Below are 24599 nucleotides of genomic sequence, written 5' to 3'. Positions count from 1 at the left end.
CGCTTGCGCTGCGCCGTCTACGCCGCTGCGCGCGGGGCGCGCCGCCGCACCAGCTGCCACGCCAGAAACGCGACGATCAGCACGTTGGCGAGCACCACGGCCGCGCTCAGGGCGCTGGGCGCGTGCAGCAGGTGACGCAGTTCGAAGGGAACGTAGATCGCGCCCGACAACGCGCCCAGCCATTCGCCCCAGGCGCGATCCCGCCACAGCCCATAGGCCTCGGCCAGCCGCAGCGTCACGTAGGCCGCCGCCAAGGCCACCAGCGTGCGGACGCTCGTGTCCTGGAGCAGGGCGGCCAGGCGCAGCAATTCCTCGGGATAGTGGCCGCCGGGGTCCAGGCCGAAATGGCCGATGATGACGAAAACGATGTGGCGCAGATCGTGATGCAGCAGGCTCAGCAGGCCGATGCTGGCGGCCAGCGCGCCGAGCCCCTTCAGGGCCTCGAACAGCGCGATGACACGCTGGGCGCGCTGCCGCGCCGAGGCTTCGCGCGGCGATACCGGTCGTGCGGTGGGATCGGTGGCGAACATCGGGAGCTCGGTCGAGTGATGGGGCTTGCCGGCCGGCCGGCGGCCTCATGGCCGGTAGCATAACGGCTTTTCCGCCGCGCGCCCGCCATGGGAAAATCGCGCCAAACACTATCAGAGGACCCTCTCATGCCTTCTTTCGACGTCGTCTCCGAAGTGGACAAGCATGAACTGAGCAACGCGGTGGACCAGGCCAACCGGGAGCTGGCGACGCGCTTCGACTTCAAGGGCACGGATGCCAGGTTCGAGCTGGAGGATTATGTGGTCACGCAGACCGCGCCGTCCGCCTTCCAGCTCAAGCAGATGCTGGACATCCTGCGCGGCCGTCTTACCGCCAGAGGCATCGACCCGCGCAGCATGGACCCGGCAGAGCCTGTCGTGAACCTGGGCGGCGCGCGGCAGAAGATCACGCTCAAGCAAGGGATCGAGCAGCCTGTCGCCAAGAAACTGATTGCGGCGATCAAGGATGCCAAGCTCAAGGTCGAGACACAGATCAATGGCAACAAGCTGCGCGTTACGGGCAAGAAGCGCGACGACTTGCAAACCGTGATCGCGCTGCTGCGCAAGACCGACGTGGACCTGCCGCTGCAGTTCGAGAATTTCCGCGATTGAGCCACCGCGGGGCTTGGGCGGCCGTAGCGCCGGGTGCGGCCGGCGCCGGCCATCTCGCCGTATCGCCCACCCGGGTCGGCTGCGGGGTCGGACCGGTTTCCGTTCCGGGCTAAGACCGGAACACTCCATGTAGGACTGACACCCACACGCTTCGTCCAATTTTCCTACGGAGCGCGGGTCATGCAGGTCAGTGGACATGGCAACACACCGCCCGGATCGCCGCCGGCCGCGGCACGGACGCCGGGCGGCGCCGGCGCGCCGCTGCTGGGCGCAAGCGTCAATTCCCCGCCGCGTGCCGCCCTGGCCCGCAGGGACGAATTGCCCAGCCGGAACACGCGTCCGCGGCTGCTGCGCTTTTTCTCTGGCGGTCCGCGCCGCGCCGCCGCAAGGGCTCTGCGTGCCCAGGAAAAACTGCAGGCGTCGCTGGAACGCTTCGTTGACCGGCAGAGCATGCGGCGCATCGACGACCTGACGCCGAAAGAAGGCGCTCGGCTGCTGAAAGCGGTGTGCGGCGATATCCGCCAGTTCGAAACGCGCGCCCGCGCTTCGATGGCCGCCGGGGGCGCCGCTTCGCCCGCCGGCGATGCGTGCGGCGGCGCCCCTCTTCCCACCCTGGACGCCGTGCTGGCGCAATGCCTGGGCCGCCTGGACGCCTCCCAGCTTCATCTGCTGTATGACGACCTGGCGTCCCAACCCGATATCAGCCGCGACCTGATCAGACGCCAGGAAAAAGCCCTGCGCCCCGTCGCGGCGGACTTCCTGGACACGATGGAACAAGCCCTGGTCCGGGAGCTCGCCACACGCGGCGGACGCGCATTGCTGGACACGCTGCTCGAGGCGGCCGCCGGCGCAAAGGCGGATCCGCACACACTCGACGAGGCATTGGACCAGCTTTACGGGATCGGGCTGTCGCTGACGTCGCCATGCCGGACGCCGGCACACGTGTTGAGCCTGATGCTGGACAGCCTGACCGACGACGAGCTGGGCGTGCTGGCTGCGCAGGCCTGGCCCGACGCGTCGATCGGCGATGCCCATCGTCCGCCCGGCCTGTTGAAAGGCGCGCCGCCGGGCGAACGGTGCGAAGACGATGCCAGTTCGTCCGCAGCTTCCGGCAACAGCAGGTTGGACGAGGCCGGCCGCGAGATCTGGCGCCAGGCCCTGCGCGCGCAGTTGCGCGAGCGCGAGGACCGCATTGCCGTCCAGACGGTGCGCGGGGCGGGCCGCAACGGCGGTGTCGGCGGCGGCGGCGGGCGGGCCATAACGCTGGGCAGGATGATGCAGGACATCCGCGACATCTACGCAGGCATCGACGCCAGGGTGCATGCCCTGGCTGGCCGGCTGCCTACGGTGACCGAGCTGCACATGCGCCTGCGTTACGAGGTACTGGCCATCATGCTGCATCATCTGCCCTTGCCGCAGCGGCGGACCAGCCTGCTGGCCCTGCCGGTCAGTGAGCTGTCCTCGCTCAGGACGCATCTGGACGTGGCGCCCGATATGTCGCCCCTGCGGCCCACCGTGGGGGCGGCGCTCGAAGCGGTATGCGACGAGATGCTGCATGCCGTCCACCAGCGCACCGAAGACGCCCTGGCCGCGGTGTACGAAGCGATCGCCCGCGAGGACCGTCCCGCGGCGGCATTCCGCCTGGTGGCGCTGGCCGAAGCGGTGCAGGCGCTGAACGAAAGCCATGCCGCCATGGGCACGCGTGCGCCGGCAACCCTGAGCTACTCCGTCGGCCGAGCCGTCGAGCTGATGCGCACGCTGGTGTGTCCTTCGGCCGGACAGACACCGCTGCGCGCGCTCTCCGACCGGGAACTGGGCTACCTGCGCGCCGCCATCGCGCCGCTGCGGCCCTTCGGCCTCATCATTGACAAGGCCGCGCTCAAAGCGGAAATCGCGGCGCGTGCGACGCCGCCCAAGGGCCTGGGAGCCGCGATGGACGCGCTGCTCGTGGACATGATGCGCGAGGACGTCACCCCGCAGCGCGTCCTTGCCAGGCTGCGCGACATCGCGGACATGCTCGCGCGCTTGGGAGATCGCCGCGTCCAATGCGGCGACGAGATGAATGCCGACGAAGTCGCGGACCTCACCTATGGCCTCGTGACTGAGGCGCTGGAACGGCTGGACCGCCGCGATGCCGGCGCGCGCGTTCGCGTGCTGTGCGGCCTGGCCGGGGAGCCGCCGGTGGACGATGCCTTGCAGGATGCCTGGGCGGCGCTGCAGCAGTACGCGGGCGAGCAGAGACGGGACGGCATGGCCCGCCTGGTGCGTCCCATGGTGATCCTGGGCTTCGCCATGCGCATTGCGGCTTTCCTGCGCCATGCCTGTTCCTCCAACGGCTTGGGTGTTGCACGGACCGGTACGGCGCCCACGCGCACCGATGCGCGCTTGCCCGCGGCCATCGCAGGGGAGTTCGGGGTGGCCTGGGATCCGGCCGCACAAGCGGCGCATCCCTGCCTGCAGGCGGAGCATCATGCCGAATTCGCGCGCCGGCTGGCCGGCCCGCCCGATGCAGAGGCCTTGCGCATGCTGCCCGTCATGCTGCCCCTGCCCGATGGCGAACCATCGTGGTTTTACGTGAGCGCGGCCTTCGCACGCGATGTGGTGCATGGCCCCGGTACCTCCATCGCGGTCGACGGGGTCGATGCGCGCGGGCGCCGCGTGCGCTACCGCGGTTTCGACGCATCCCTGCAAGGCGAAGCGCGCCGCGACGCGGTCGGGGGCGCCTTGCACGCCCTGCGCAGCTTGGCCCGCGACGCGGCGCCCGCGCTGACGGCGTTGTTGAATGGCGGCGCGCTTCACGCGTTTCGGCAGGCGCTCGAGGCCGAGCCCGGCGGGCCGCCGCTGCGGCGGCCGGATGGGACGCGTGCGCTGCTGGGCCCGGGGGCGATGGGCGCCGCGCATTTTCTGGTGCAGCGCCTGCCCGAAGGCAGCTATCGCATCGAAACCACCCTGGTTTATCGGGATTGCGCGGGCAAGCCGGCGCCAGCGGCGGCACAGCCGCAGGACCGGACGCAGGCGCTCCCATCGCCCGCCTGGGTAAAGGCCACGTACGCGCTGGCGGCGACCGCCGCCGGCGTCCCCGACGGCCTGGCGGCGCAGGTCGACATCCGCTATCGCTTCGACGAGGGCCCATCGCCCGGCACGCCGCCGGATGGCGCCTGACCGTACCGGGCGCGCCGGCACGTCCGGTAAGAAGCCCGCGGCGGGAAGGCCCCTAGAATATCGATTCTTTACCCTTCTCGTTTCCCTGCCCCTCGCGCTGCCCCGACATTGCCACTGGCGGCGCCACGGCGACCGCCCTCAGCCTGCGCCATGAAACTCACCGACATTCCCTTCGGCACGACCGACTGGTCCGCCATCGCGCCGACCGAACACGCCGGCACCACCGGCAAGGCCATCTGGCGCACCCGCCATTTCGGCGACATCCGCGTGCGCATGGTCGAATACACCGCCGGCTACCTCGCCGACCACTGGTGCAGCAAAGGGCACATCCTGTTGTGCCTGGCCGGCTCGCTGGATACCGAGCTGGAAGACGGCCGCCGGTTCACGTTACGGCCCGGCATGAGCTACCAGGTCGCGGACGGCGCCGAAGCGCACCGCTCGTCCACGCCGACCGGCGCCACGCTTTTCATCGTGGACTGACCGGCGGCGCCAGACGGCGGGAACAAACAAATTCAACTCCGACTGGCCGCCAGCATGGCCGCCTACCCGCGTTCCGGCACGAAACCGTAGTGTTCGCGCGCGGCCGCTTCGCTCACCTTGCCGTCCAGCAGATCGCGTTGCAGGCGTTCGGGCGCGCGTTGCGCCGGCGCGCCGTAGCCGCCCCCGCCGGGCGTTTCGATGCGCACGCTCTCGCCGGGTTCCAGCACGATATTCGCCGTCTTGGAAAACATCTCCTGCTGTTTCGGCGTGCCGTAATTGCGGATCAGCCGGGCGCGGCGGCCGTCCATGCCGCCGTCCACGCCCGTCGCCACGCCTACCGTATGGCTGTCCGAACGCGCCGAGAACACGATGCCCGGCCCAAGTGCGCGTATCTGCTTGGCGATGGACAAACCGCCGCGCATGCGGCCGGGACCGCCCGAATCCGGAATCATCGCGTATTCGTCCATCAGCAGCGGATACTCGTTTTCCAAAGCCTCCACGGGCAGGTTGGACGTATTGGTCATATGCACGTGGATCGCATCCATGCCGTCGCTGTCGTAGCGTGCACCGGCGCCGCCGCCCAGCGTTTCCAGATAGACGAACTGACCCGGCCGCGTCGCCCATTTGCCGGAAAACACGATGGCGGGGCAGCAGTCGTTGCCCGACGCCATGATTTTTTCCGGCGGCAGCAAGCCCCGGAAGGCGCCGAAGATGGCGCCGGCAACTTTCTGCGCCGTGATCGACCGCGCGCCGACGGCGGCCGGATGTTCCGGATTCGTGATGGTCCCCAACGGGGCGTCGATCTCGATCGGTTCGAACAGGCCTGCGTTGGGAGCGATGTCCGGGTCCAGCAGCGCCTTCACCGCGTAGTACACGGATGCCCGCAGCGCATTCACGGGCAGATTCATGGCGCCGCGCGCCTGCGGGCCGGAACCGGCGAAATCGAAATGCAGGCGGTCCGGGTGCACCGTCAACGTCACCTGTATCCGCACCGGATCGCCGCCCAGTCCGTCATCGTCCAGATCGGAATGGAAGGTGTAGCTGCCCTGCTTGAGCTCCGAGATGCGGTTCAGCAGGCGGCGCCGGGTATAGCGGATTACGTCCTCCACGGATTGCAGCACCGCGTCCAGTCCCATCTGGCGTATCAGGCCCTGCATGGCCGCCGCGCCGCGACGGTTGGTCGCCATCTGCACGCGCAGGTCCAGCAGGCGCTCTTCCGGATCGCGCGTGTTTGCGCAGATCAGGTTCAACAAGTCCTCATCGACCTTGCCGGCGCGTGCGAGACGCGCCACCGGGATGCGGATGCCTTCGGCGAAGATCGAATTCAGCCCGCCGGCGATGGAGCCCGGCACGGGGCCGCCCACGTCGGAATGGTGCGCGATGTTCGCCGCGAAGAAGCGCAGCCGGCCCTCCCAGAATACCGGCGTGACGATGTTGATGTCCGGCAGATGGCTGCCGTTGGCCAGATAGGGGTCGTTGCAGATGAAAACGTCGCCGTCCTCGATCGTTTCGATGGCATGGCGGTCCAGGATGGCGCGCATCGCGCCGTCCAACGATCCCAGATGCAGCGGAATCTGCGTGCCCTGCGCCACCAGGCGGCCAGCCGCGTCGAACAGCGCCACCGAGCAGTCCTTGCGCTCCTTGATGTTGGTGGAGAACGATGCGCGCACCAGCGTATTGTTCATGTCTTCCGTGATCGACAGCAGCCGATTGCAGAAGACCTCCATGCCGATCGGATCGGCCAGACCGTCGTCCGTGCGGGAAAGTTCAGCCATTTGCGTTGCCTTGCAGGGTGATGATGAGATTGCCGTAGTCGTCGACCACGGCGCTGTGACCGACGCCGATCACCGTGGTCGAACTCATTTCCTCGACCAGGGCGGGGCCCTGGAACGCGACGCCCGTGGGCAGCCGGCCGCGGTCGTAGACCGGGGTTTCGAGCCAGCCATTCGTGGCGCCGAAGTAGGCGTCGCGCTGGCCGATGCGCGCCTGCGCCATCGTGCCTTCCACTTTGCGCGGCGACAGCGGGGCCTTGATCACCTGCCCCGTCGCCTGCACGCGGCAGTTGATGATCTGGATGGCGCGGTCGTCCACGTCGTAGCCGTATTCCCGCATATGCGCCTGCGCGAAACGATCCAGAAAGGCCTGGAATCCGCTTTCGGCCGTATCGTCCAGGGGCACCTGCACCTCGAAGTTCTGTCCTTCGTAGCGTGCGTCGATCGCGCAATGGGCTGCGCGCAGTCCGGTCGCCACGCCTTCGGAGGCCAGCCATTCGTCGGCCTGGCGCCGCAATGACTCGAAGATCGCGGCCACGCGCGTCCAGTTCTGCGGCGTGGCCAGCGCGATCTCGCTGCGTACGAAATCGAAGGAGATGTCGCTCAACAGAATGCCGCGGGCGCACATCGTGCCCGGCTCCTGCGGCACGATGACGCGCGGAATGCCGCATTCCTCGGCCACCTCGACGGCATGCAGCGGCCCGGCGCCGCCGAAGGCGAACAGCGCGAACTCCGACAGGTCATACCCGCGCTCGGTCGATACCGCGCGAATGGCGCGGCTCATATTGGCCGTGGCGATGCGCAGGATGCCTTCGGCGGCCGCCTCGATGCCGAGATTCAGCGGCCGGGCCACCTTCTCCTGGATGACCTGGCGCGCCTGCTCCGCGTACACCGGCATGCGGCCGCTCAGCAGCGAAACGGGGTTGAGCCGTTGCAGGACGATCTCGGCGTCCGTGATGGTGGGCTCGACGCCGCCGCGTCCGTAGCCCACCGGCCCGGGCACCGCGCCGGCGCTGTGCGGGCCGACCTTCAGCGCGCCCGCGTCGTCCATCCACGCGATACTGCCGCCGCCCGCGCCGATCACGTGTATATCGACCATGGGCGTCTTCACCGGATAGCCCGCGACATGGCGGTGCGAGGTGAACAGCGGCTTGCCGTCGCAGATGAGCGACACATCGGTGCTGGTGCCGCCCACGTCGAACGTGACCAGATTCGGGCTGCCGATGACGCGGCCCACCGCCGCCGCCCCCACCACGCCGGCGGCGGGGCCGGACAGGCAGGTGCGCACGGGAAACTGCCGCACGCTGGCAATCGACATCAGGCCGCCGTTGGAATGCACCGTGTGCGGCTCGTGCGCAATGCCCAGTTCGCGCACGCGCAACAGGAAGCGCTCCAGGTAGCTCGCCATGCGCGGGCCCACCGCGGCATTCAGCACGGTCGTGGACAGCCGCTCGTACTCCCGGAATTCCGGCAGCACCTCGCTGGACAGGCTGATGTACGCGCCCAGCATTTCTTCGGCGACGATGTCGCGCGCACGTTGTTCGTGCACCGGGTTGCGATAGGAATGCAGGAAGCAGATCGTCACCGCCGAAATACCGTGCCTCGCGAAATGGCGCGCGGCCTCGCGCACGGCCTGCTCGTCCAGCGGTTCGCGCACTTCGCCGGTGGCCTGCACCCGCTCGGCCACTTCGATGCGGAACTGGCGCGGCACCGCCACCGGCGGCTTGCCGACGCTGTAGTCGTACAGATGCGGACGCGTCTGCCGGCCGATCTCCAGCACATCGCGAAAGCCCCGCGTCGTGATCAGCCCGACCTGCGCGCCCTTGCGCTCGATGATCAGGTTGGTCGCCACTGTGGTGCCGTGGCCCACGTGCGAGACTTGCGACGGGTCCACCCCATGCATGTCCAGCAGCCCTTCGATGCCCGAGGCGATGGCGCGCGACGGATCGTCCGGCGTGGACGGCACCTTGTGAAAGTGCACCACGCCGGCGGTCTCGTCGATCATGGTGAAGTCGGTAAACGTGCCCCCGACGTCTATGCCGATACGGTACATATCGTTGTCTTCCTGAAGAAAAAAATGTTCGCTCGCGCCCGGCCGCGACGGCGGCCGGGCAGGGCCCCGGCCGTCAGTCCAGGCGGATCTTGGCCTGCTGCACCACCTTGCACCACTTCGCGTTGTCGTCCTTGATCATCGCGGCGAAGGCCTGGCCCGTCACGGATGAAACCTGCGAGCCCGTGCTTTCCAGGTACCGCTTCATCTCCGGCCCGTTCTGCACATCGACGATCGCCTTGGCCAGACGGTCCGCGATGGGGGCGGGCAGGTTGGCGGGCGCGAACATGCCGAACCAGACAATCGCCTCGAACCCCGGGTAGCCGGATTCCGCGACCGTGGGCACATCGGGCAGCATCGGGCTGCGCTGCGCTGACGTAACGGCCAGCGCGTGCAGCTTGCCTTCCTTGATGTAGGGATACGACGTCATGATGACGTCCATCATCATGTTGACCTGGCCGCCCAGCAGGTCGATCAGGGCGGGGCCCGAGCCGCGATAGGGCACGTGCGTCATGGAGATGCCCGCTACGCTGGTGAAGAACGCCGACGCCAGGTGATTCGACGTGCCGGGCCCGTTCGACGCGTAGGTATAGCGGCCGGGATCCTGTTTCGCCAGCTTCACGAAGGACTGCACGTCCTTGGCCGGCACCTCTTTGTTCAGGACGATCACGTTGGGGATGGTCGCTACCACGGCCAGCGGCGTGAAGTCCTTGTTGGCGTCATAAGGCAGGTGCTGGTAGATACATGGCGCGCTGCCATGCGTGCTCACCGACCCCATCAGGATCGTATAGCCGTCGGCCGGTTGCCGCGCCACGTAGTCGGTGCCCACGGTCCCGCCCGCGCCGGGACGGTTTTCGACGATCACGTTCGCGCCCAGCGTCTTGCCAAGTCCCTCGGCCAGCTTGCGCGCGATCAGGTCGGTGGACCCGCCGGCGGCAAACGGCACCACCATGCGGATGATCTTGTCGTTGGGCCAGGCCGCCGAGGCCGCCGTGCCCGATAGGGCAAGCGCAACCCCGGCCAGGACGCCGCAGGCGCGGCGCAACATGCGTGCTTTCATGACTCATTCCCCTTGTCTATGAAGTCCCGGGCGCGGCTCCTTCGTCCGTCGCCTCGGGCGGTGCATTGCAGGGGAAATCCTAGGGTCCGCGGCCGCATCGCGGCAGTCGTTTGCATTTATAGTCATATAAACGTCATGGATGCCGATGAAATCGCCGGACCTGAATCTGCTCGTGCATTTCGATGCCCTGATGACCTGCCGCGCGGTGTCGCGCGCGGCCGAACAGGTCGGCGTCAGCCAGCCCGCCATGAGCGCCGCGCTGAGCAGGCTGCGCAAACTTTTCAACGATCCGCTGCTCATCCGTGAAGGCGGTCAGTGGCAGCCCACCGCCCATGCCACGGCGCTGCACCTGGAATTGCAGCCCTTGCTTGCGCGCTGGCAGCGCGCCACCGGTCCGCGCCAGGATTTCGATCCCCGCGCCACCGCCCGCACCTTCTCGCTGTACGCCACGGACTACATGCAGTTCACGCTGCTGCCGCGCGTCCTTCCCGGCCTCGCCAAGGACGCGCCGCACCTGCATCTGCGCGTCATGCCAGCACGGCTGCTGCATGGCTTGAGCATGCTGGACACCAACCACGTCGAACTGCTGGCCGGCTATTTTCCGGATCCCGCGCAGAGCCTGCGGGCGCGATTCCTGTATGAGGAGCCCGCGGTCTGCATCGTGCGCGAGCACCATCCCTGTCTGCGGCGCCGCTGGAATCTGGATGCCTATCTGCGTTATGCGCACGTGGATCTGGCCGCGCACACGGGGTACTACAGCGGCGCCATCGACCGTCTGCTGCAGGCCATGAACCGGCAGCGCCAGGTCGCCGCGACGCTGTCGAGCTATATGGTGTGCCCCTACGTGATCGCGAATTCGGATCTGATCGCCACGCTCCCGCTCAGCGTCGCCAGGGCGGCATCCCGTACGGCAAGATTGATGCTGCTGGACGTGCCTTTGAAGCTGCCTGCGCTGTCCGTGTCCCTGTATTGGCACGAGCGCCATCAGGACGATCCCGGTCACGCCTGGCTGCGCCAATACATCGCCGAACGCGTCATACGGCCCTGAAGCGGCGTGCGCCCTTGGCCTTGGGCACACAAAGGCCGGGCGCCGCCCAGAGCGGCACGATGCTTGCGAATGAGCCGCATTTCCTGCGCGACCACAGCTTTTGCGTTTGTCTCCGCCGCCCGGAAGGCAGGCTCCGTATCCGCGCTCCATGGCGGCGGGCCTGCACCGGCGATTCAGCCACGGCCGCGCCGTGGCTGTTTTTTTTCGGCATAAAGGATAGACTTGCCCCTTGAGATTCTCTACTGTGCCGTGAACGCCCTGCTGTGGCGCAGGTCTATAACTCGAACGGCCGCACGCCGCCCGCCCTGGCAGCGCATACCTCATGAACGATCAACGCCCCCCGACTTCCCGATTGCTGGCTCTTGGCGCGGACCGCCGCTTCGAACTGATGCTGCGCGCCATCAAGGACTACGCGATTTATCTGATCGACCGGGACGGGTACATCGTCAGTTGGAATACGGGCGCTCAGCGCTTCAAGGGCTACACCGCCGATGAAATCATCGGGCAGCACTTTTCACGTTTTTACACCCCGGAGGACCGGGAGAACGGCCTGCCCCAGCGGGCGTTGAACATCGCCGCCACCGAAGGCATCTACGAAGCCGAAGGCTGGCGGGTGCGCAAGGACGGCACGCGGTTCTGGACCAGTATCGTCATCGACCCGGTTCATGACGACGAGGGCGAATTGATCGGATTCGCCAAGATCACCCGGGACATCAGCGAAAAAAAGCGCGTGCAGGAAGAACTGTTCGCCGCCGAGCAGCGCTTCCGCCTGCTCGTGCAGGGCGTGCGCGACTACGCCATCTTCATGCTGGACCCGGACGGCCGCATCACCAACTGGAATGCCGGCGCCCAGGCCATCAAGGGGTACACCGCGCAGGAAATCGTCGGCGAACATTTCTCGCGCTTCTATACGCCGGAAGACCGGGAACGCGGTGAACCCGCGCGCGCCCTGGCCACCGCCATGCGCGAAGGCCGCTTCCTGGGCGAGGGCTGGCGCATGCGCAAGGACGGCACGCGCTTCTGGGCCAGCGTCGTGCTGGACCCGATACGCGATGAGCACGGACGATTCATCGGCTTTGCAAAGATCACGCGGGACGTGACGGAACGGCGCGAAGCCCAATTAGCCCTGGATCGCAGCCGCGACGCGCTGAACCAGGCGCAGAAGATGGAAGCCATCGGCCGCATCACCGGCGGCGTCGCGCATGATTTCAACAACCTGCTGACCATCATCCGCTCTTCGGCGGAACTGTTGCGCCGCCCCGGACTGTCAGACGAGAAGCGCACCCGTTACATCAATGCCATCGCCGACACCGCGAACAAGGCGGCACAACTGACGCGTCAACTGCTGGCCTTTTCGCGCAAACAGCCGCTGCAGCCGGAAGCCTTCCTGGTCGGCGAGCGGCTGCGCGGCATGGAGCACATCATCCGCACCTCCATCGGCTCGCCGATCCGCCTGCACTTCGACCTGCCGGACGGCATCCAGCCGGTCGAGGCGGACCCCAATCAGTTCGAGACCGCCATCCTCAACATGGTCATCAACGCCCGCGACGCGATGCCGCGCGGCGGGCATCTGACCGTGTCGGCGCGCCAGGTGGACCGCATACCGCCCGTGCGCAACCATGCCGGCGCGGCCGGCGACTTCGTGGCGGTGTCCGTCACCGACACGGGGACCGGAATCGAGCCCGCCACGCTGCGGCGCATCTTCGAGCCCTTCTTCACCACCAAGGCGGTCAACAAGGGCACGGGCCTGGGGCTGAGCCAGGCCTACGGCTTCGCCAAGCAATCCGGCGGCGAAATCGACGTCAGCACGCGCATCGGAGAAGGCACGACCTTCACGCTGTACCTGCCCTGTGCCAAGACGACCCACAAGACCGAAAAGCCGCCCGCGCCGCCGGCCGCCATCGCGCCGGAGGGCAAGCCGCTGTCGGTGCTGCTGGTCGAGGACAATGAGACCGTCGGGCGCTTCGCCCTGGGGCTGTTGCAGGAACTGGGGCTCGCCACGAATTGGGCGACCGACGGCCAATCCGCGCTGGAACTGCTGGAAGCGCGCCAGGGGCGTTTCGACCTGGTGTTCTCCGACGTCGTCATGCCGGGCATGAACGGCATCGAGCTCGCATCCACGGTGCGGCGCCGCTGGCCCGGCGTGCAGGTCGTGCTCACCAGCGGCTACAGCCACGTTCTGGCGGAGCAGGGCACGCACGGATTCGACTTCCTCGAGAAGCCTTACTCGGCGGAGGGTCTGGTCAGGATCCTGAAACGGGCCGGGTATCAGGGCGAGAACGCCAGGGCCGATACGCCGCCGGACGCGGGCGACGGTCCGCAGGGCACCCGCAGCGCTGCCTAGGACCTGCCGGCGCGGGGGCGACTGCCCGGACGCGGCAAGGGGTACGGGTTTTGCTCCGCCAGTCGATGAATGCACTCGCTTTCATCAGCCTGGAGGACGTCATGAAGCCCATCGACCCCGAAATGCAACGCTGCATCGACGAATGCCTGAACTGCTACCAAAGCTGCCTGGGCGGCGCTTCGCGCCATTGCCTGGAAGCGGGCGGCCCGCACCTGGAACCGGAACATTTGCGCTTGATGCTGGCCTGCGCCGAGATGTGCCGTACAGCCGCCCATTTCATGCTGCTTGGCGTCCCGCATCACCGGCATACCTGCGCGGATTGCGCGTCGATATGCCGGCAATGCGCCGATAGCTGCGACAGCCTGAGCGATATGGACGACTGCGCCGCCATGTGCCGCCGCTGCGCGGACGCCTGCGAGCGGATGGCCGGAGCCAGCACGCTGCCGCAGGACTGATGCGGGGACTGCGTGCGCGCCTACGCCAGCAGCCCGCTGGCGCGGCGCACCTGGCGCGCCACGGCCTGCTCCAATACATGCTCCCCACCGGGACTGAGCAGGGTCAGGAAGGTCCGCGCGCGCGTAATGCCGGTGTAAAGCAGCTCCCGCGTCAGGATGGGACTGAGGCGCTCGGGCAGCACCACCGCCGCATGATCGAATTCCGATCCCTGCGACTTGTGCACGGTCAGGGCAAAAACGGTTTCCACCGACTGCAGCCTGCTGGGCAAGACCCACTTGATGCGCCCGCTGCCGTCCGTCATCGGAAAGGCCACGCGCAGCACGGGCGGCCGGTCATCGGATTGCGGCAAGGCCAGCGTAATGCCGATATCGCCGTTCATCAGGCCCAGCGCATAGTCGTTGCGCGTGACCAGGACAGGGCGCCCCGCGTACCAGCCTTCGGTCGCTTCGATCAGGCCGCGATCGTGCAGCAGGCGCGCGATGCGGCGGTTCAGGCCCGCCACGCCCCAATCGCCGTGGCGCAGCGTGGTAAGCAGCTGGAAGGCGCCATGCGCGCGCAACACCGCGCGCGCCCATTCGTCCAGCGCCGACGCGTCGGCGCCAGGCGCGGGCATGCGGGCGCGCATGGTCCGCAGATAGTAGGCATATCCATGCGGGCCTTGAGCGTCGTGCGAACCGTCGGCCAGATCCTCCGCATCCACACCGGCTGCCAGCTCCAGTTCCATGCGGGCCTGGCCGTTGAGTGCCAGCGCCGGCAGATCGCGGCCGCAGTCGGCGCCGGTCAGGCGTGTCACGCCGGCATGGTTTTGACGCCAGAAGCGGCTGACGGCGGCGCGGTCGCCCGCATTCACCGCCGTGGCCAAACGGCCGATGCCGCTGTCCGCGGCGAAGCGGTGACTATGGCGCAACATGACGATGGCCTGGTCCAGCGCGGTGCCATCCGGGTCCACCAGCGCATCGGGCAGCCGTTCGCCGGTGACCTGCTCCAACCAGTCGCGCGTGGCGGGCGTATAGCGTCCCGCGTGCGCCTCGCGGCAAAGATCGGCCAGGACGGCGCCCGCTTCCACGGATGCCAGCTGGTCTTTGTCGCCCAGCAGGATCAGGCGGCCGCCGGGCGGCATGGCCTGCAGCAGCGCCGCCATGGTTTCCAGATCGATCATCGACGCCTCGTCCACCACCAGCACGTCCAGGGCGAGCGGCCGCGAGGCGTCGTGCCGGAATTTGCGCGAGCCGGGACGGCTGCCCAAAAGACGGTGCAGGGTGGACACCCGCGTGGGAATGGCTTGCCGGATAGCGTCGCCGGCGGGTATTCCTTCCATGGGTAGCCGCGACACCGCGCCCGCAATGGATTCGCTCAAACGCGCCGCGGCCTTGCCGGTGGGCGCGGCCAGACGGATACGCAGCGGGCGCGGGGCGGCGCCGGGGGCCGCGGGCGCGCGGCCCCCGGCCGTACGCCCGTCCAGCGCCAAAGCCTGGAGGATGGCCAGCACCTTCACCACCGTGGTCGTCTTTCCCGTGCCGGGGCCACCCGTGATGATGGTGAAGGCGCTGCGCGCCGCGGCCGCGCAGGCGATCTTCTGCCAATTGGCCGGCGACACCGCGCTGCCCGCGGGCATCGGCGGAAACAGCGCGGCCAGCATGCCGCGCAGGCGCGCCGCGTCGATATCGGCTTGCAGCGCGGCCAGGCGGGACATGCGGGCCACGATGCCGGCGTTGATGTCCTGCTCGTATTGCCAGCAGCGGCGCAGGTACAGGCGCTGTTCCACCAGGACCAGCGGCGTGCCGCCCGGGCCGCGTCCGACCAGGGCCGGCACGTCCAGCGCCGCCAGCCACTGGGCGGGCGTGACATGGGCCAGCAGCGCGGCCGGCGTACGCCCCAGGACGTCGGGCGACGTTGCATCGGCGCCCTCCGGCGGCAGCGCCAGCGTCGTCTCGGGGTCGGCCAGCGCCGCCCCGATGTCCAGGCAGGCATGGCCGTGACCCAGCTGGTGGCTGGCAAGCAAAGCGGCCAGGATCAGAAGCGGCGGCGCGTCGGGCGCTTCCGACCACAGGAAGCGGGCAAAGACGGCATCGAGCTGCCGTATCCAGCCGTGCTCCACCCAGTCGTCCATCAACGCCAGCAATCGCGCGCGCGGGATGCCGGTTTCGGCGCGGGCGGCGGCTCTCGTATCGATGGGAGTCGTCAGGAACATCCGTTTGCCTCCGCGCGAATGGACGCCGCCGCGAACAGCGCATCCAGCTCCCGCACCATGGCGGCCGGCGGCCGTTCCGCGAAAACGCCGCCCGTCGCGGCGCCCGTGCCGCGCAGGAACAGATAGGCCGCGCCGCCGACGTGGCGGTCGTAATCGTAGTCGGGCAGGCGCGCGCGCAGCAGCCGGTGCAGCGCGAATACATACAGCGCGTACTGCAGCTCGTAGCGGTGCTTGAGGATTGCGGCGCGCATCGCCGCGTCCGTGTACGCGGCGTCATCGCCGCCCAGGCGATTGGACTTGTAGTCCGCGACGTAATAGCGTCCCTGGTGTTCGAACACCAGGTCGATGAAGCCCTTCAGCATGCCGTTGATGCGGGCCGGCTGCAACGCCGGCCGCGGCGCATTGCCCAGGGTATGCGCGCGCACGATGCGGTCCAGCCGATGGACGTCCACATCGTCGGCGCCCAGCCAGAACTCCATTTCGGCGACGTATGCGCCCATGCCGTCCAGCGCGACGGACGGGACCGGGCCGTCCGGCATGGCGGGCAGGCGCATGGGGCGGCCCACGATGTCCAGCAGCCAGGCCGACACGGGCTCGGCCCATTCGGCCCAGCCCCGCACGTTGCAGCGGCGGGCCACGGCTTCCCGGACGGCGTCGGGCTGGCCGGCGATGTTGGCAAAGCCCTCCGCCGCCGCCCATTCCAGCAGCTCATGGAAGAAGGTGCCGGCGTGCGCGCCCGCCGGAAAATCGTGCATGCGGGCGAGCAGGCCGCCTCGCGATACCGGCGCGCCCGCCGCCATGCCGGCAAGGGCGTCCGTGCCGGCCGCGGCATCCGGGCCGGCTGCCGCATCCAGCGCTTCCAGGAACACCGCCTCGCGCGCCGTATCGGGCGCCGACGGCAACTGCCCGTCCTCCTGCGCCGTGCGCAGGGACGAATAGCTGGCGACCCACCAGTGATCGCGCACGGCGCGACGCATGGTTCGCGCCTTGCCGGCCTGCATGGCAAGCGCATCGGGCCGATAGAAAACATCGCCGGCATCGGGCGCCTGCCGCACCGCGATATCGGGATGCCCGTCGCGCCAGGCTTCCAGCACGTCGGCCAGCGGCGCGCCGGCGGGCGCCTGGCCTTGCCCGATCAGGTATCCCAGGGCCCCGCATTCCAGATTCGCGATGGGCGCAGCGCCCACCCAGGTGGCATAGCGTGCCCGCGTAAGCGCGACGTACAGCTTGCGCAGATCTTCCCCCAGGCGCTCCCGGTCGGCCTGCGCATGGCCATCGGCGTCAGGCGCCAGCGATACGCGCAGCCGGCCCTGGGCGTCATGCCAGGACAGCGGCAGCGCGTCCGGCGGTACGGGCCGGAATGCCGCGGCGAAAGGCAGGAACACCAGCGGGTACTCCAAACCCTTGGACTTGTGCACCGTAATCACGCGCACCAGATCGGCATCGCTTTCCAGGCGTATCGTCAGGGCGTCGTTTTCCTCGCCCTGAGCGGCGGTCTGGCGCATTTCCGCCAGATAGCGCAGCAGCGCATGCTCGCCGTCGATACGCGCGCTGGCCTGTTGGAGCGCCTCGGCGATATGCAGGATATCGGTCATGACGCGCTCGCCATCGTTGGGCGCCTGCCCCTTCGCCGCGTCGCCCGCCAACTGTCGCGCCGGCACGCCGAAGTCGTCCAATAGCTGGCGCAGCATGGGGAGCACGCCCTTTTCGCGCCAGCATCGCGCGTAGCCGCGAAACTGCTGCACGCGCGCTTCCCATTCCAGTTCGTCCTGGCCCATCCGATCCAGGTCGTGCCATGGCACGCCCAGTGTCGGCGTTGCCAGCGCGGCGCGCAGGTTGCGCGGGTCGTCAGGATCGGCGCAGGCGCGGAGCCAGAATTCGATCTCGGCGGCCTGCGCGCCGGCGAAGACGGATTGCCGTTCCGAAAGATAGACGCTGCGCACCCCGCGCCGGGCCAGCGCGCGGCGCACCGCGCGCGCCTGCCGCCCGGTATCCACGAGCACCGCGATATCGGCGGGGCGCAAGGGGACGAACATACCGCCCGCAAAGCCGGCCCGGCCCTGCTGGCTCAAGGCCAGCAGCCGCGCAATTTCGCCGGCGCACGCATCGGCCATCGCGTCCAGATACGCGCCCGCGCCCAGCGGTTTGCCATCCTCGGGGCCGGGCAGCCACCACATCGTCAGCGCCGGCACGACGGCATCGTCCAGCGTCAGCCGGTCGGGACGGTCGTGCGCCTGCGCCGGCAGGAACGGCACGGGGTTGCCTTCGGGACGCCGGAACAGGAACGCGCCTTCGCCCTGCTCGCGGCGTTCGGCGGCATCGAACACATGATTCACCGCCTCCACCATGGGACGGGTGGAGCGGAAATTCCTGCTCAGTACATACAGGCGGCCGTCGACAGCCGCCCGCGCGCGCAGGTAGGTGTAGATGTCCGCGCCGCGGAAACCATAGATGGCCTGCTTGGGATCGCCGATCAGGATCAGCGCGCTCTGGCGGTCGTTGCGGGCCACGCGGTACACCGCATCGAAAATGCGGTACTGCACGGGGTCCGTGTCCTGGAACTCGTCGATCAACGCCACGGGAAACTGCTTGCGCAAGGTATCGGCCAGCGTGTCGCCGCCCGGCGCGGACAGGGCGGCGTCCAGTTGATCCAGCAGGGCGTCGAAGCTCATTTGCGCGCGCTGCGCCTGCTCGCGCGCGAAACGGCGGCTCACCCAGGCGGCCGCATGACGCAGGACGTCCTGGCGCGCCTCGGGCAGCGCCTGCGTTCGCGCGCGAAGTCCGGCCAGCGCCTGGAATGCCGGGTGATCGGGCGGATCGCCTTTCCATGCCTCGCTCAGGCCGGGCCCCAGCCGCTGCCACGCCGTATCCGTCAGGGCCGGCACGCGCGCCTCGGGGTCTTCGCACCAGGCGCACAGGCTGTCCAGCCATGACGTGTAATAGCGCGCCTGGATCTGGCGGCCGTTCACACGCTTGCCCGCCACGCCTTCGTCGAAAAGTTGACGCAATTGCGGCAGCCATTGTGGCCACGGCTGCTTCAGATCGTTCAGCGCAGCCTGCCGGCGTTCGCGCGTGACGCGCAGCACAGCCTGCGGCGTATCGCCGGACCCCTCGTCCACGCCTTCGCCGGGCGCCGTCAATTCGTGCGCGACGCGAAGCACGGGCAAGAGCTGGCGCTGCAAGGCTTCGGGGCCCTGCCACCATGAGCGGACCTCGGCCGCGCATGCCGCATCGAGCGGCGCGATGAACGTTCGCCAGTAATCCCGCACGACCTCGGCCAGCAGCGGGGCGGTGTTCTGTTCCAGGGTCTGCTGGAACAGGCTGTTGCTGTCGAACGCGTGTTCGCGCAGCATGCGGTTGCACCAGCCGTGAATGGTGGACACCGCGGCCTCGTCCATCCACTCCCCCGCCAATTGCAGCCTGCGGGCGCAGGCCGGCCAGTCCGCGGGAACATATTCCGCGCGCAGGTCGTGCAAGGGATCCTCGCCGGGCGGCCGGTCCTGCACATCTTCCGGGCCGGTCAGAAAATACGCGGCGGCCTGCGCCAGCCGCGCCCGGATGCGATCGCGCAGCTCCTGCGTCGCGGCTTCGGTGAAGGTGACGACCAGGATTTGCGGGGGCGTCAGCGGGCGCTCGAATCCGGCATCGCCGCCATGCCCCAGCACCAGCCTGACATAGAGCGTAGCGATCGTGAACGTTTTGCCGGTGCCGGCGCTGGCCTCGATCAGGCGGCTTCCATGCAGCGGGAAGCGCAGCACATCCAGGGACTCAGGCATCGGCCGGCTCCTGTCCGTTCGGCGCGGCGGCGCCCTTGTTGCGGTCAGCGTAAAGCGCCGCCCGCATCGGCCGCAACCAGGATTGCGCCAGGGTGAAAAATTCGCCGTCGCCCGCCAGCGAGGCGAAGTCCGGATAGACCGCCTGCAGATATGGGCTGCCGTCCACCTCGCCTCCCGCGTCGCCCGCGCCTTCGTAGACCCGGCGCGCGGCCTGCGCGGCTGGCGCGGCGAGCAGCGATTCCACCGCCAGGCCGTCGCTGCCGGCGCGCGTTTCGGGCGCATCGGGATGGCGGGTCAGCCATTCGAACGCCGTGGCCGGCGCCAGTGGCAAGGGGCGGCACATGCCCGTGCGCCAGGCCTGCAGCCACTGCCGCAGGCAACGCAGCGCGTCATCCGGCGGCAGCGGCGGGAAGATCACATCGCCCGCCTTGCTGACGACGACGGTGGAAACCTCGCCGGCCGCCAGTTGCGCGGCCACGTGGGCGACCCAATGCGGGATGACGCGCGCCGCGCGGTACTTGCCCTTGGGGATAAGGCTGCTGCTGTCCACCAGCACGCGGCAGCGTTCGCCTTCGTCGTTGCGGCGCAGGCCCGCGATGCTGTCTTCCAGCGCCGGCACGTCGCCGGCGGGGGCCACGGCGACCGGCATGTCGCCGGGAATCGCGTGCGGCCAGCGCGCCAGCGCCTTGGCATAGCGGTCGGCCATGTCGTCCAGCGGCACTGCCAGATCGCTGGCCGTCAGCGCGCCGAAGGCGCCGTCGGGCAGCACGCCCGCGCGTCCCAGGCGGGCCAGTTCGGCCTCGCGGCTGGCAAAGGGGTCGGCGCCGGTCTCCAGGGCGCGCGTCTGCGCGCGGATCAGCGCATCCTGCAATTGCCATTGCTCCAGCGCATCCGGCACGAAAGGCTCGACGTCTTCCGTCGCGGCGTCGTCCAGTACGAAGCTGACCTGCAGGCGCTGCTTGAAAAACGCGTCCACCGGCGCTCGCACGAAATCCGCGAGTTCACGCAGCGTCAACGGGTCTTCGCGCGACAGCGGCGGCAGCGCCCGGGCGCTGGCCGGCGCAATCTGCGGCGCGCCGCGCCATTCCTTCGCATAGGTGAACAGCGGGGATGACTCGGGATCGTTGGGGAAGTACGCCGGGCTGAAAGGCTGGAGCCGGTGTTCGGTGGTCAGCGCGGCCAGCAAGGCTTCGTCGGGCGCGGCCGGCCGGTCCGTATCGAGTTCAAGGGCCAACGTCTCGTGGGCCGCCGGCGCATCGGGGCGCGCCAGCCGCCAACCGGCGGCCAGATGGTCGCGCAACTGACTCACCAGCACGGAAGGCGGCCGGGGCGTGTTGTCGCGCACGCTGCGCCCGACCCAGGATATATACAGCCGATCGCGGGCCGACAGCAGCGCTTCCAGAAACAGGTAGCGGTCGTCCTCGCGCCGCGAACGGTCCCCCGGGCGATAGTCATAGGCCATCAGGTCGAAATCCATCGGCATGCGGATGCGGGGATATTCGCCGTCGTTCATGCCGAGCAGGCAGACAATGCGAAACGGAATCGCGCGCATCGGCATCAGAGTGGCGAAGGTGACCGCGCCGCCGAAGAACCGCTGCGACAAGCCGCCTTCGTCCAGGCGCGACAACCAGTGTTCCGCGACCACGCACAAAGGCAGCGGCTCGGTGACGCTGGCTTCCGCACAAACGTCCAGCCACTCCTGCAGCGCGGCGTTCAATTGCTGCACCGTATAGGCGTCGGCGCTGTCGCCGGGCAGGAAAAAGCGTGTCAGCAGCGCCGCCAGCCGTTCGCCCCAGACCGCGGGCGGCGCCGGCTCGGCCAGCTCCAGCCAGCTGCGCTCCAGGCTCTCGACGATGTCGATCAAGGGCCCGAGCAGGGCGGCGTCCAGCCCGCCGACGTCATCGTAGGGTTCGATGCCATTCCAGTTCTCCCCCTGGCCGCCCACCGCATAGCCGAGCAGGATGCGGCGCAAGCCGAACAGCCAGGTGTTCTGCGCGGCCGGCGTGCCGCTGCCCGGCAGACCCAGCGCCTGGCGCTGCGCATCGTGCAGGCCCCAGCGGATATTGGCGCCGCGTATCCAGCCATGCAGCAGGCTCAACTGGTCCTGTGCGATGCCGAAGCGCGCCCGCACCGCGGGCACGTCCAGCAGGTCCATGAACTCGCTGACGGAAAACCGCGCGCGGTCCAGCTGCAGCAATTGCTCCAGCGCATGCAGCAGCGGATCGGCGTGCCGCTTGACGCGGTCCGCGATGGTGTATGGGATGGCGCGCGGGTCGTCCTTGTCGTGCAGACCGAACACGGCCTGGATATGCGGCGCGTAGGCCTCGATATCCGGCACCATGACGATGACGTCGCGCGGCCGCAGCGTCGGGTCGGCGTCGAAAGCCGCCAGCAGCTGGTCGTGCAGGATTTCCGTCTCGCGCTGCCGGCTGTGCGCCACATGAAAGCGGATGGACGCATCGGCCAGCGGATCGACCGCCGGCCAGCGCTGGCGGCTTTCACGCAGCGGCCGCAAATCGCGGATATCGTCCTGCAGCTGCCGCAGCAGGGTGTCGTCTCCGGCCGGCGCGAACAGGTCCAGGCGCTGCGGCGGCAAGCCGAGCGTCCGGGTCAGACGCTCCCGCGCCTCGGGACTGTCATGTTCGTCCAGCAGGCCGATGAAATCCCGGCCCTGCTTGCCCCACGCCGCCAGCAGCGGATGCGCATGCAGATGCAGCGCGTCCTCGGCGATGCTTTCCGGGCTGCCGCGCCGGCGCCGCTGGCGCGATTGCGCGGCGCGCAGCAGGTCCTTGCCTTCGATGATGTCGGCCCAATAGTGCTCGCAGGGGTTGTGGACGCACATCAGAATCTGCGTCCACCGCGACAGCACGCCCAGCACTTCCAGGGACTGCCGCGGCAAGGTCGAGATGCCGAAAACCACCAGCCGGCGCGGCAGCCCGGGAATGCGGGCATCGTCGGGCAGAGACGCGGCCCGCCGCAGGAAGGCCGCATGCACGGCCGCGCGGCCATCGGACGAGGGGGCCGCGCCGATCGGCGCCTCCATGGCCTTGACGTCATCCAGCACCGCGCGCCACAGCGCGGCCTGCCAGCGCTGGGCCTCGGGCAGCGGCAGATCGGCGCCGCCGTCGCGCGGCAGGGTGTCGTGGCCAGCGGCCCAGGCCGCCAGCCAGTCCGCCCGGTAGACCTGGTACTGGTCGAAGACGTCGGCCAGCCGTTCGGCCAGCTGGTACCGCTTGCGGCAATCCGCGTCGTTGCGCAGGAAGCGGCGCAAGGGCGCGTAGACGGGTTGGTCCATGACTTCCGGCAGCAGCCGCAGCAAGCGCCACATCAGGCGCGGCTTGTCGAAGGGCGAGACCTCCGGCACGGCGGCGGCGCCCAGTACCGCCCGATAGGCGCGCCATAGGAACCGGGATGGCAGCAGGAAATCCAGGGCGGCGGCGATGCCGGCCCCGCCGCCCGGGCCATCCGCGCGCGGGTCGGCGGCCAGCGCAAGCTTGAGCCACTGCGCGATACCGCTGCTTTGCACCAGAACGACTTCCTGTTCCAGCGGGCCGAGCGGATGCTCGCGCATCCATGCCACCAGCACGTCGCGCAGCGACTCGGACAGATTGCTATGGACGACGATCAGGCCAGGGGGCAGGGGCGGCGGAGACGATAGGAGCACCGGGTTCAAAGCCAGAGTGGATTGCAGGCGAAACGATAACGCGGATCCGCACTTGCCGGCATCGCAAGGGCGTCGGCACCTGGACATGTCCCGGCCGCCGCACGGCCTCGCAGTTGCGCCACCGAACCGCCTGTCCCGCAAAACCCCGATTGACGCCGCAGGGGACGGGGGGTAAACCTTGGCGGTCCGGTTCGCGCCGGACCAAAAACAGAAGGACCCGCGCCGCGGACCTTGCCGATCGCGCTTCATGGCGCTCGCGGGACAGGCGGCGATAAAAGGCAGTCCAACGCGGCGCCCTCGCGGCACCGTTCATGAGGAGACAGACGATGAGAACGCCGTTCGCGCGGTTTGCCGCGCTGCTGTGCCTTGCCTTCGCCGGCTTTGCCGCTTCCCCCTGTGCCTCCGCCGAAAACATTTCCATCGCCACCGGCGGCACCGGCGGGGTCTACTACCCCATCGGCGGCGGCATCGCGGCCGTGCTGTCCAAGAAGGTGCCGGGCATGGAAGCCACGGCGGAAGTGACGGGCGGCTCGGTGGACAACCTGAAACTCATCGACGGCGATGCCTCCTACATCGGCTTGACGATGTCGGATGCCGCGCAGGACGCCTATCGCGGCCAGGACAAGTTCAAGGGCAACAAGGTTCCCTTGCGCACGCTGATGATCCTCTACCCCAACCGTATGCACGTGGTGACCGTGCAGGGCAAGGGCATCGAAACGGTGGCGGACCTGAAGGGCAAGCGCGTCTCCACCGGCGCGCCCGGCAGCGCGACCGAGGTCATGGCCTTCCGCATGCTGGAAGCCGCCGGACTGGACAAGGACAAGGACGTCACGCGCGAACGGCTGAGCGTGGCCGAATCGGTCAACGCCATCAAGGACAACAAGATCGACGCCTTCTTCTGGGTGGGCGGGCTGCCCACCGCCGCCGTGACGGATCTGGCGAATACCCCGGGCACCACGATCAAGATGATCGACAACGCCGACCTGGTGCCGGCGATGAACAAGAAGTACGGCAATCTGTACGTGGCGGACACCATCCCCAAGGGCACGTACCGCGGCATGGACAAGGACAACCGGCAGGCCACCGTGATGAACATCCTGGTGGCCAACGAAAAGATGTCCGAGCAGACCGCCTACAACATCGTCAAGACGATTTTCGAAAGCCGCGACGAGCTGATCGCCGTGCACAAGGACACGGCGGAGTTCAAGCTGGAGAACCAGAAAGCGTCGGCGACTCCGATTCCTTTCCACCCGGGCGCCGTCAAGTACTACAAGGAGCGGGGCGTCAGCCTCGAATAAGCCGGGCAGCGCGGGCGCCGCCCGCACCGCCCGACATGGCAGGGGACAGGAGCGCCACGTCCGGCGTGCGCATGCGCGCGGGCGCGGCCCTCATCGCGCGCAGGGGGACGCCGCCAGGCCGGCCTCCCGCCCGGCGCTTACCATTACCACATGGAGCAT

General features: G+C 68.6%; 14 protein-coding genes. 7 read left to right on the top strand and 7 right to left on the bottom strand.

What is annotated here, in order from left to right; genetic code table 11:
- Positions 1–17 precede the first annotated feature (17 nt).
- Positions 18–530, bottom strand: coding sequence for a DUF2127 domain-containing protein (locus tag CAL13_RS01005; protein WP_086071235.1), 513 nt, complete (start codon positions 528–530; stop codon positions 18–20).
- 126 nt (positions 531–656) lie between these two features.
- Between CAL13_RS01005 and CAL13_RS01000 the strand changes: the two genes are divergently transcribed.
- The 3 genes from CAL13_RS01000 to CAL13_RS00990 all read left to right on the top strand — a co-directional run bounded on the left by CAL13_RS01000 (position 657) and on the right by CAL13_RS00990 (position 4781).
- On the top strand, positions 657–1139 hold the full coding sequence (locus CAL13_RS01000; RefSeq protein WP_086055838.1) for a YajQ family cyclic di-GMP-binding protein: 483 nt from the start codon (positions 657–659) through the stop codon (positions 1137–1139).
- Between the two features lie 180 nt (positions 1140–1319).
- Entirely contained in the window at positions 1320–4301 is a 2982-nt protein-coding gene (locus tag CAL13_RS00995) for a hypothetical protein (RefSeq protein WP_086071234.1), read from the top strand.
- A 150-nt stretch (positions 4302–4451) separates the two neighbouring features.
- Positions 4452–4781: a DHCW motif cupin fold protein gene (locus CAL13_RS00990; RefSeq protein WP_086055836.1), complete on the top strand. Its 330-nt coding sequence runs from the start codon at positions 4452–4454 to the stop codon at positions 4779–4781.
- 62 nt (positions 4782–4843) lie between these two features.
- On the opposite strand, the gene CAL13_RS00985 is transcribed toward CAL13_RS00990, so the two are convergent.
- The 3 genes from CAL13_RS00985 to CAL13_RS00975 form a co-directional block, all read right to left on the bottom strand.
- Complete coding sequence (locus CAL13_RS00985) at positions 4844–6556, bottom strand: hydantoinase B/oxoprolinase family protein (protein WP_086071233.1); 1713 nt, start codon at positions 6554–6556, stop codon at positions 4844–4846.
- The gene (locus tag CAL13_RS00980; RefSeq protein WP_086071232.1) at positions 6549–8606 is read right to left on the bottom strand and encodes a hydantoinase/oxoprolinase family protein; all 2058 of its coding nucleotides are present in this window, start codon (positions 8604–8606) and stop codon (positions 6549–6551) included. The genes CAL13_RS00985 and CAL13_RS00980 overlap by 8 nt, the downstream gene beginning before the upstream one ends.
- Positions 8607–8679: 73 nt before the next feature.
- The gene (locus CAL13_RS00975) at positions 8680–9663 is read right to left on the bottom strand and encodes a Bug family tripartite tricarboxylate transporter substrate binding protein (protein ID WP_086071231.1); all 984 of its coding nucleotides are present in this window, start codon (positions 9661–9663) and stop codon (positions 8680–8682) included.
- Between the two features lie 145 nt (positions 9664–9808).
- Here CAL13_RS00975 and CAL13_RS00970 point away from each other — a divergent pair, with 145 nt between their 5' ends.
- The 3 genes from CAL13_RS00970 to CAL13_RS00960 all read left to right on the top strand — a co-directional run bounded on the left by CAL13_RS00970 (position 9809) and on the right by CAL13_RS00960 (position 13510).
- Entirely contained in the window at positions 9809–10711 is a 903-nt protein-coding gene (locus tag CAL13_RS00970; protein WP_198297884.1) for a LysR family transcriptional regulator, read from the top strand.
- A gap of 322 nt (positions 10712–11033) precedes the next feature.
- The gene (locus tag CAL13_RS00965; RefSeq protein WP_086071230.1) at positions 11034–13055 is read left to right on the top strand and encodes a hybrid sensor histidine kinase/response regulator; all 2022 of its coding nucleotides are present in this window, start codon (positions 11034–11036) and stop codon (positions 13053–13055) included.
- Positions 13056–13120: 65 nt separating this feature from the next.
- On the top strand, positions 13121–13510 hold the full coding sequence (locus CAL13_RS00960; RefSeq protein WP_232467728.1) for a four-helix bundle copper-binding protein: 390 nt from the start codon (positions 13121–13123) through the stop codon (positions 13508–13510).
- 20 nt (positions 13511–13530) lie between these two features.
- Here the strand turns inward: CAL13_RS00960 and recD are convergent, their stop codons facing one another.
- From recD to recC, 3 genes are read right to left on the bottom strand one after another with little or no spacing between them, the layout of a single operon-like run.
- Positions 13531–15702 carry an exodeoxyribonuclease V subunit alpha gene (recD, locus tag CAL13_RS00955; protein WP_086071229.1) on the bottom strand — a complete coding sequence of 724 codons (2172 nt, stop codon included), beginning with the start codon at positions 15700–15702 and terminating at the stop codon, positions 13531–13533.
- A complete protein-coding gene (gene recB, locus CAL13_RS00950) occupies positions 15693–19478 on the bottom strand; it encodes an exodeoxyribonuclease V subunit beta (RefSeq protein ID WP_086071228.1) in 3786 nt (1261 codons plus the stop codon). The genes recD and recB overlap by 10 nt, the downstream gene beginning before the upstream one ends.
- Complete coding sequence (gene recC, locus CAL13_RS00945; RefSeq protein WP_232467727.1) at positions 19471–23142, bottom strand: exodeoxyribonuclease V subunit gamma; 3672 nt, start codon at positions 23140–23142, stop codon at positions 19471–19473. The genes recB and recC overlap by 8 nt, the downstream gene beginning before the upstream one ends.
- Before the next feature lie 326 nt (positions 23143–23468).
- Here recC and CAL13_RS00940 point away from each other — a divergent pair, with 326 nt between their 5' ends.
- The gene (locus tag CAL13_RS00940; RefSeq protein ID WP_086071226.1) at positions 23469–24440 is read left to right on the top strand and encodes a TAXI family TRAP transporter solute-binding subunit; all 972 of its coding nucleotides are present in this window, start codon (positions 23469–23471) and stop codon (positions 24438–24440) included.
- Positions 24441–24599 lie beyond the last annotated feature (159 nt).

The organism is Bordetella genomosp. 9 (assembly GCF_002119725.1).
Lineage (GTDB): Bacteria > Pseudomonadota > Gammaproteobacteria > Burkholderiales > Burkholderiaceae_B > Bordetella_C.
The sequence above is the reverse complement of the archived record's forward strand: the minus strand, read 5'-3'. Positions and strand labels throughout refer to the sequence as shown.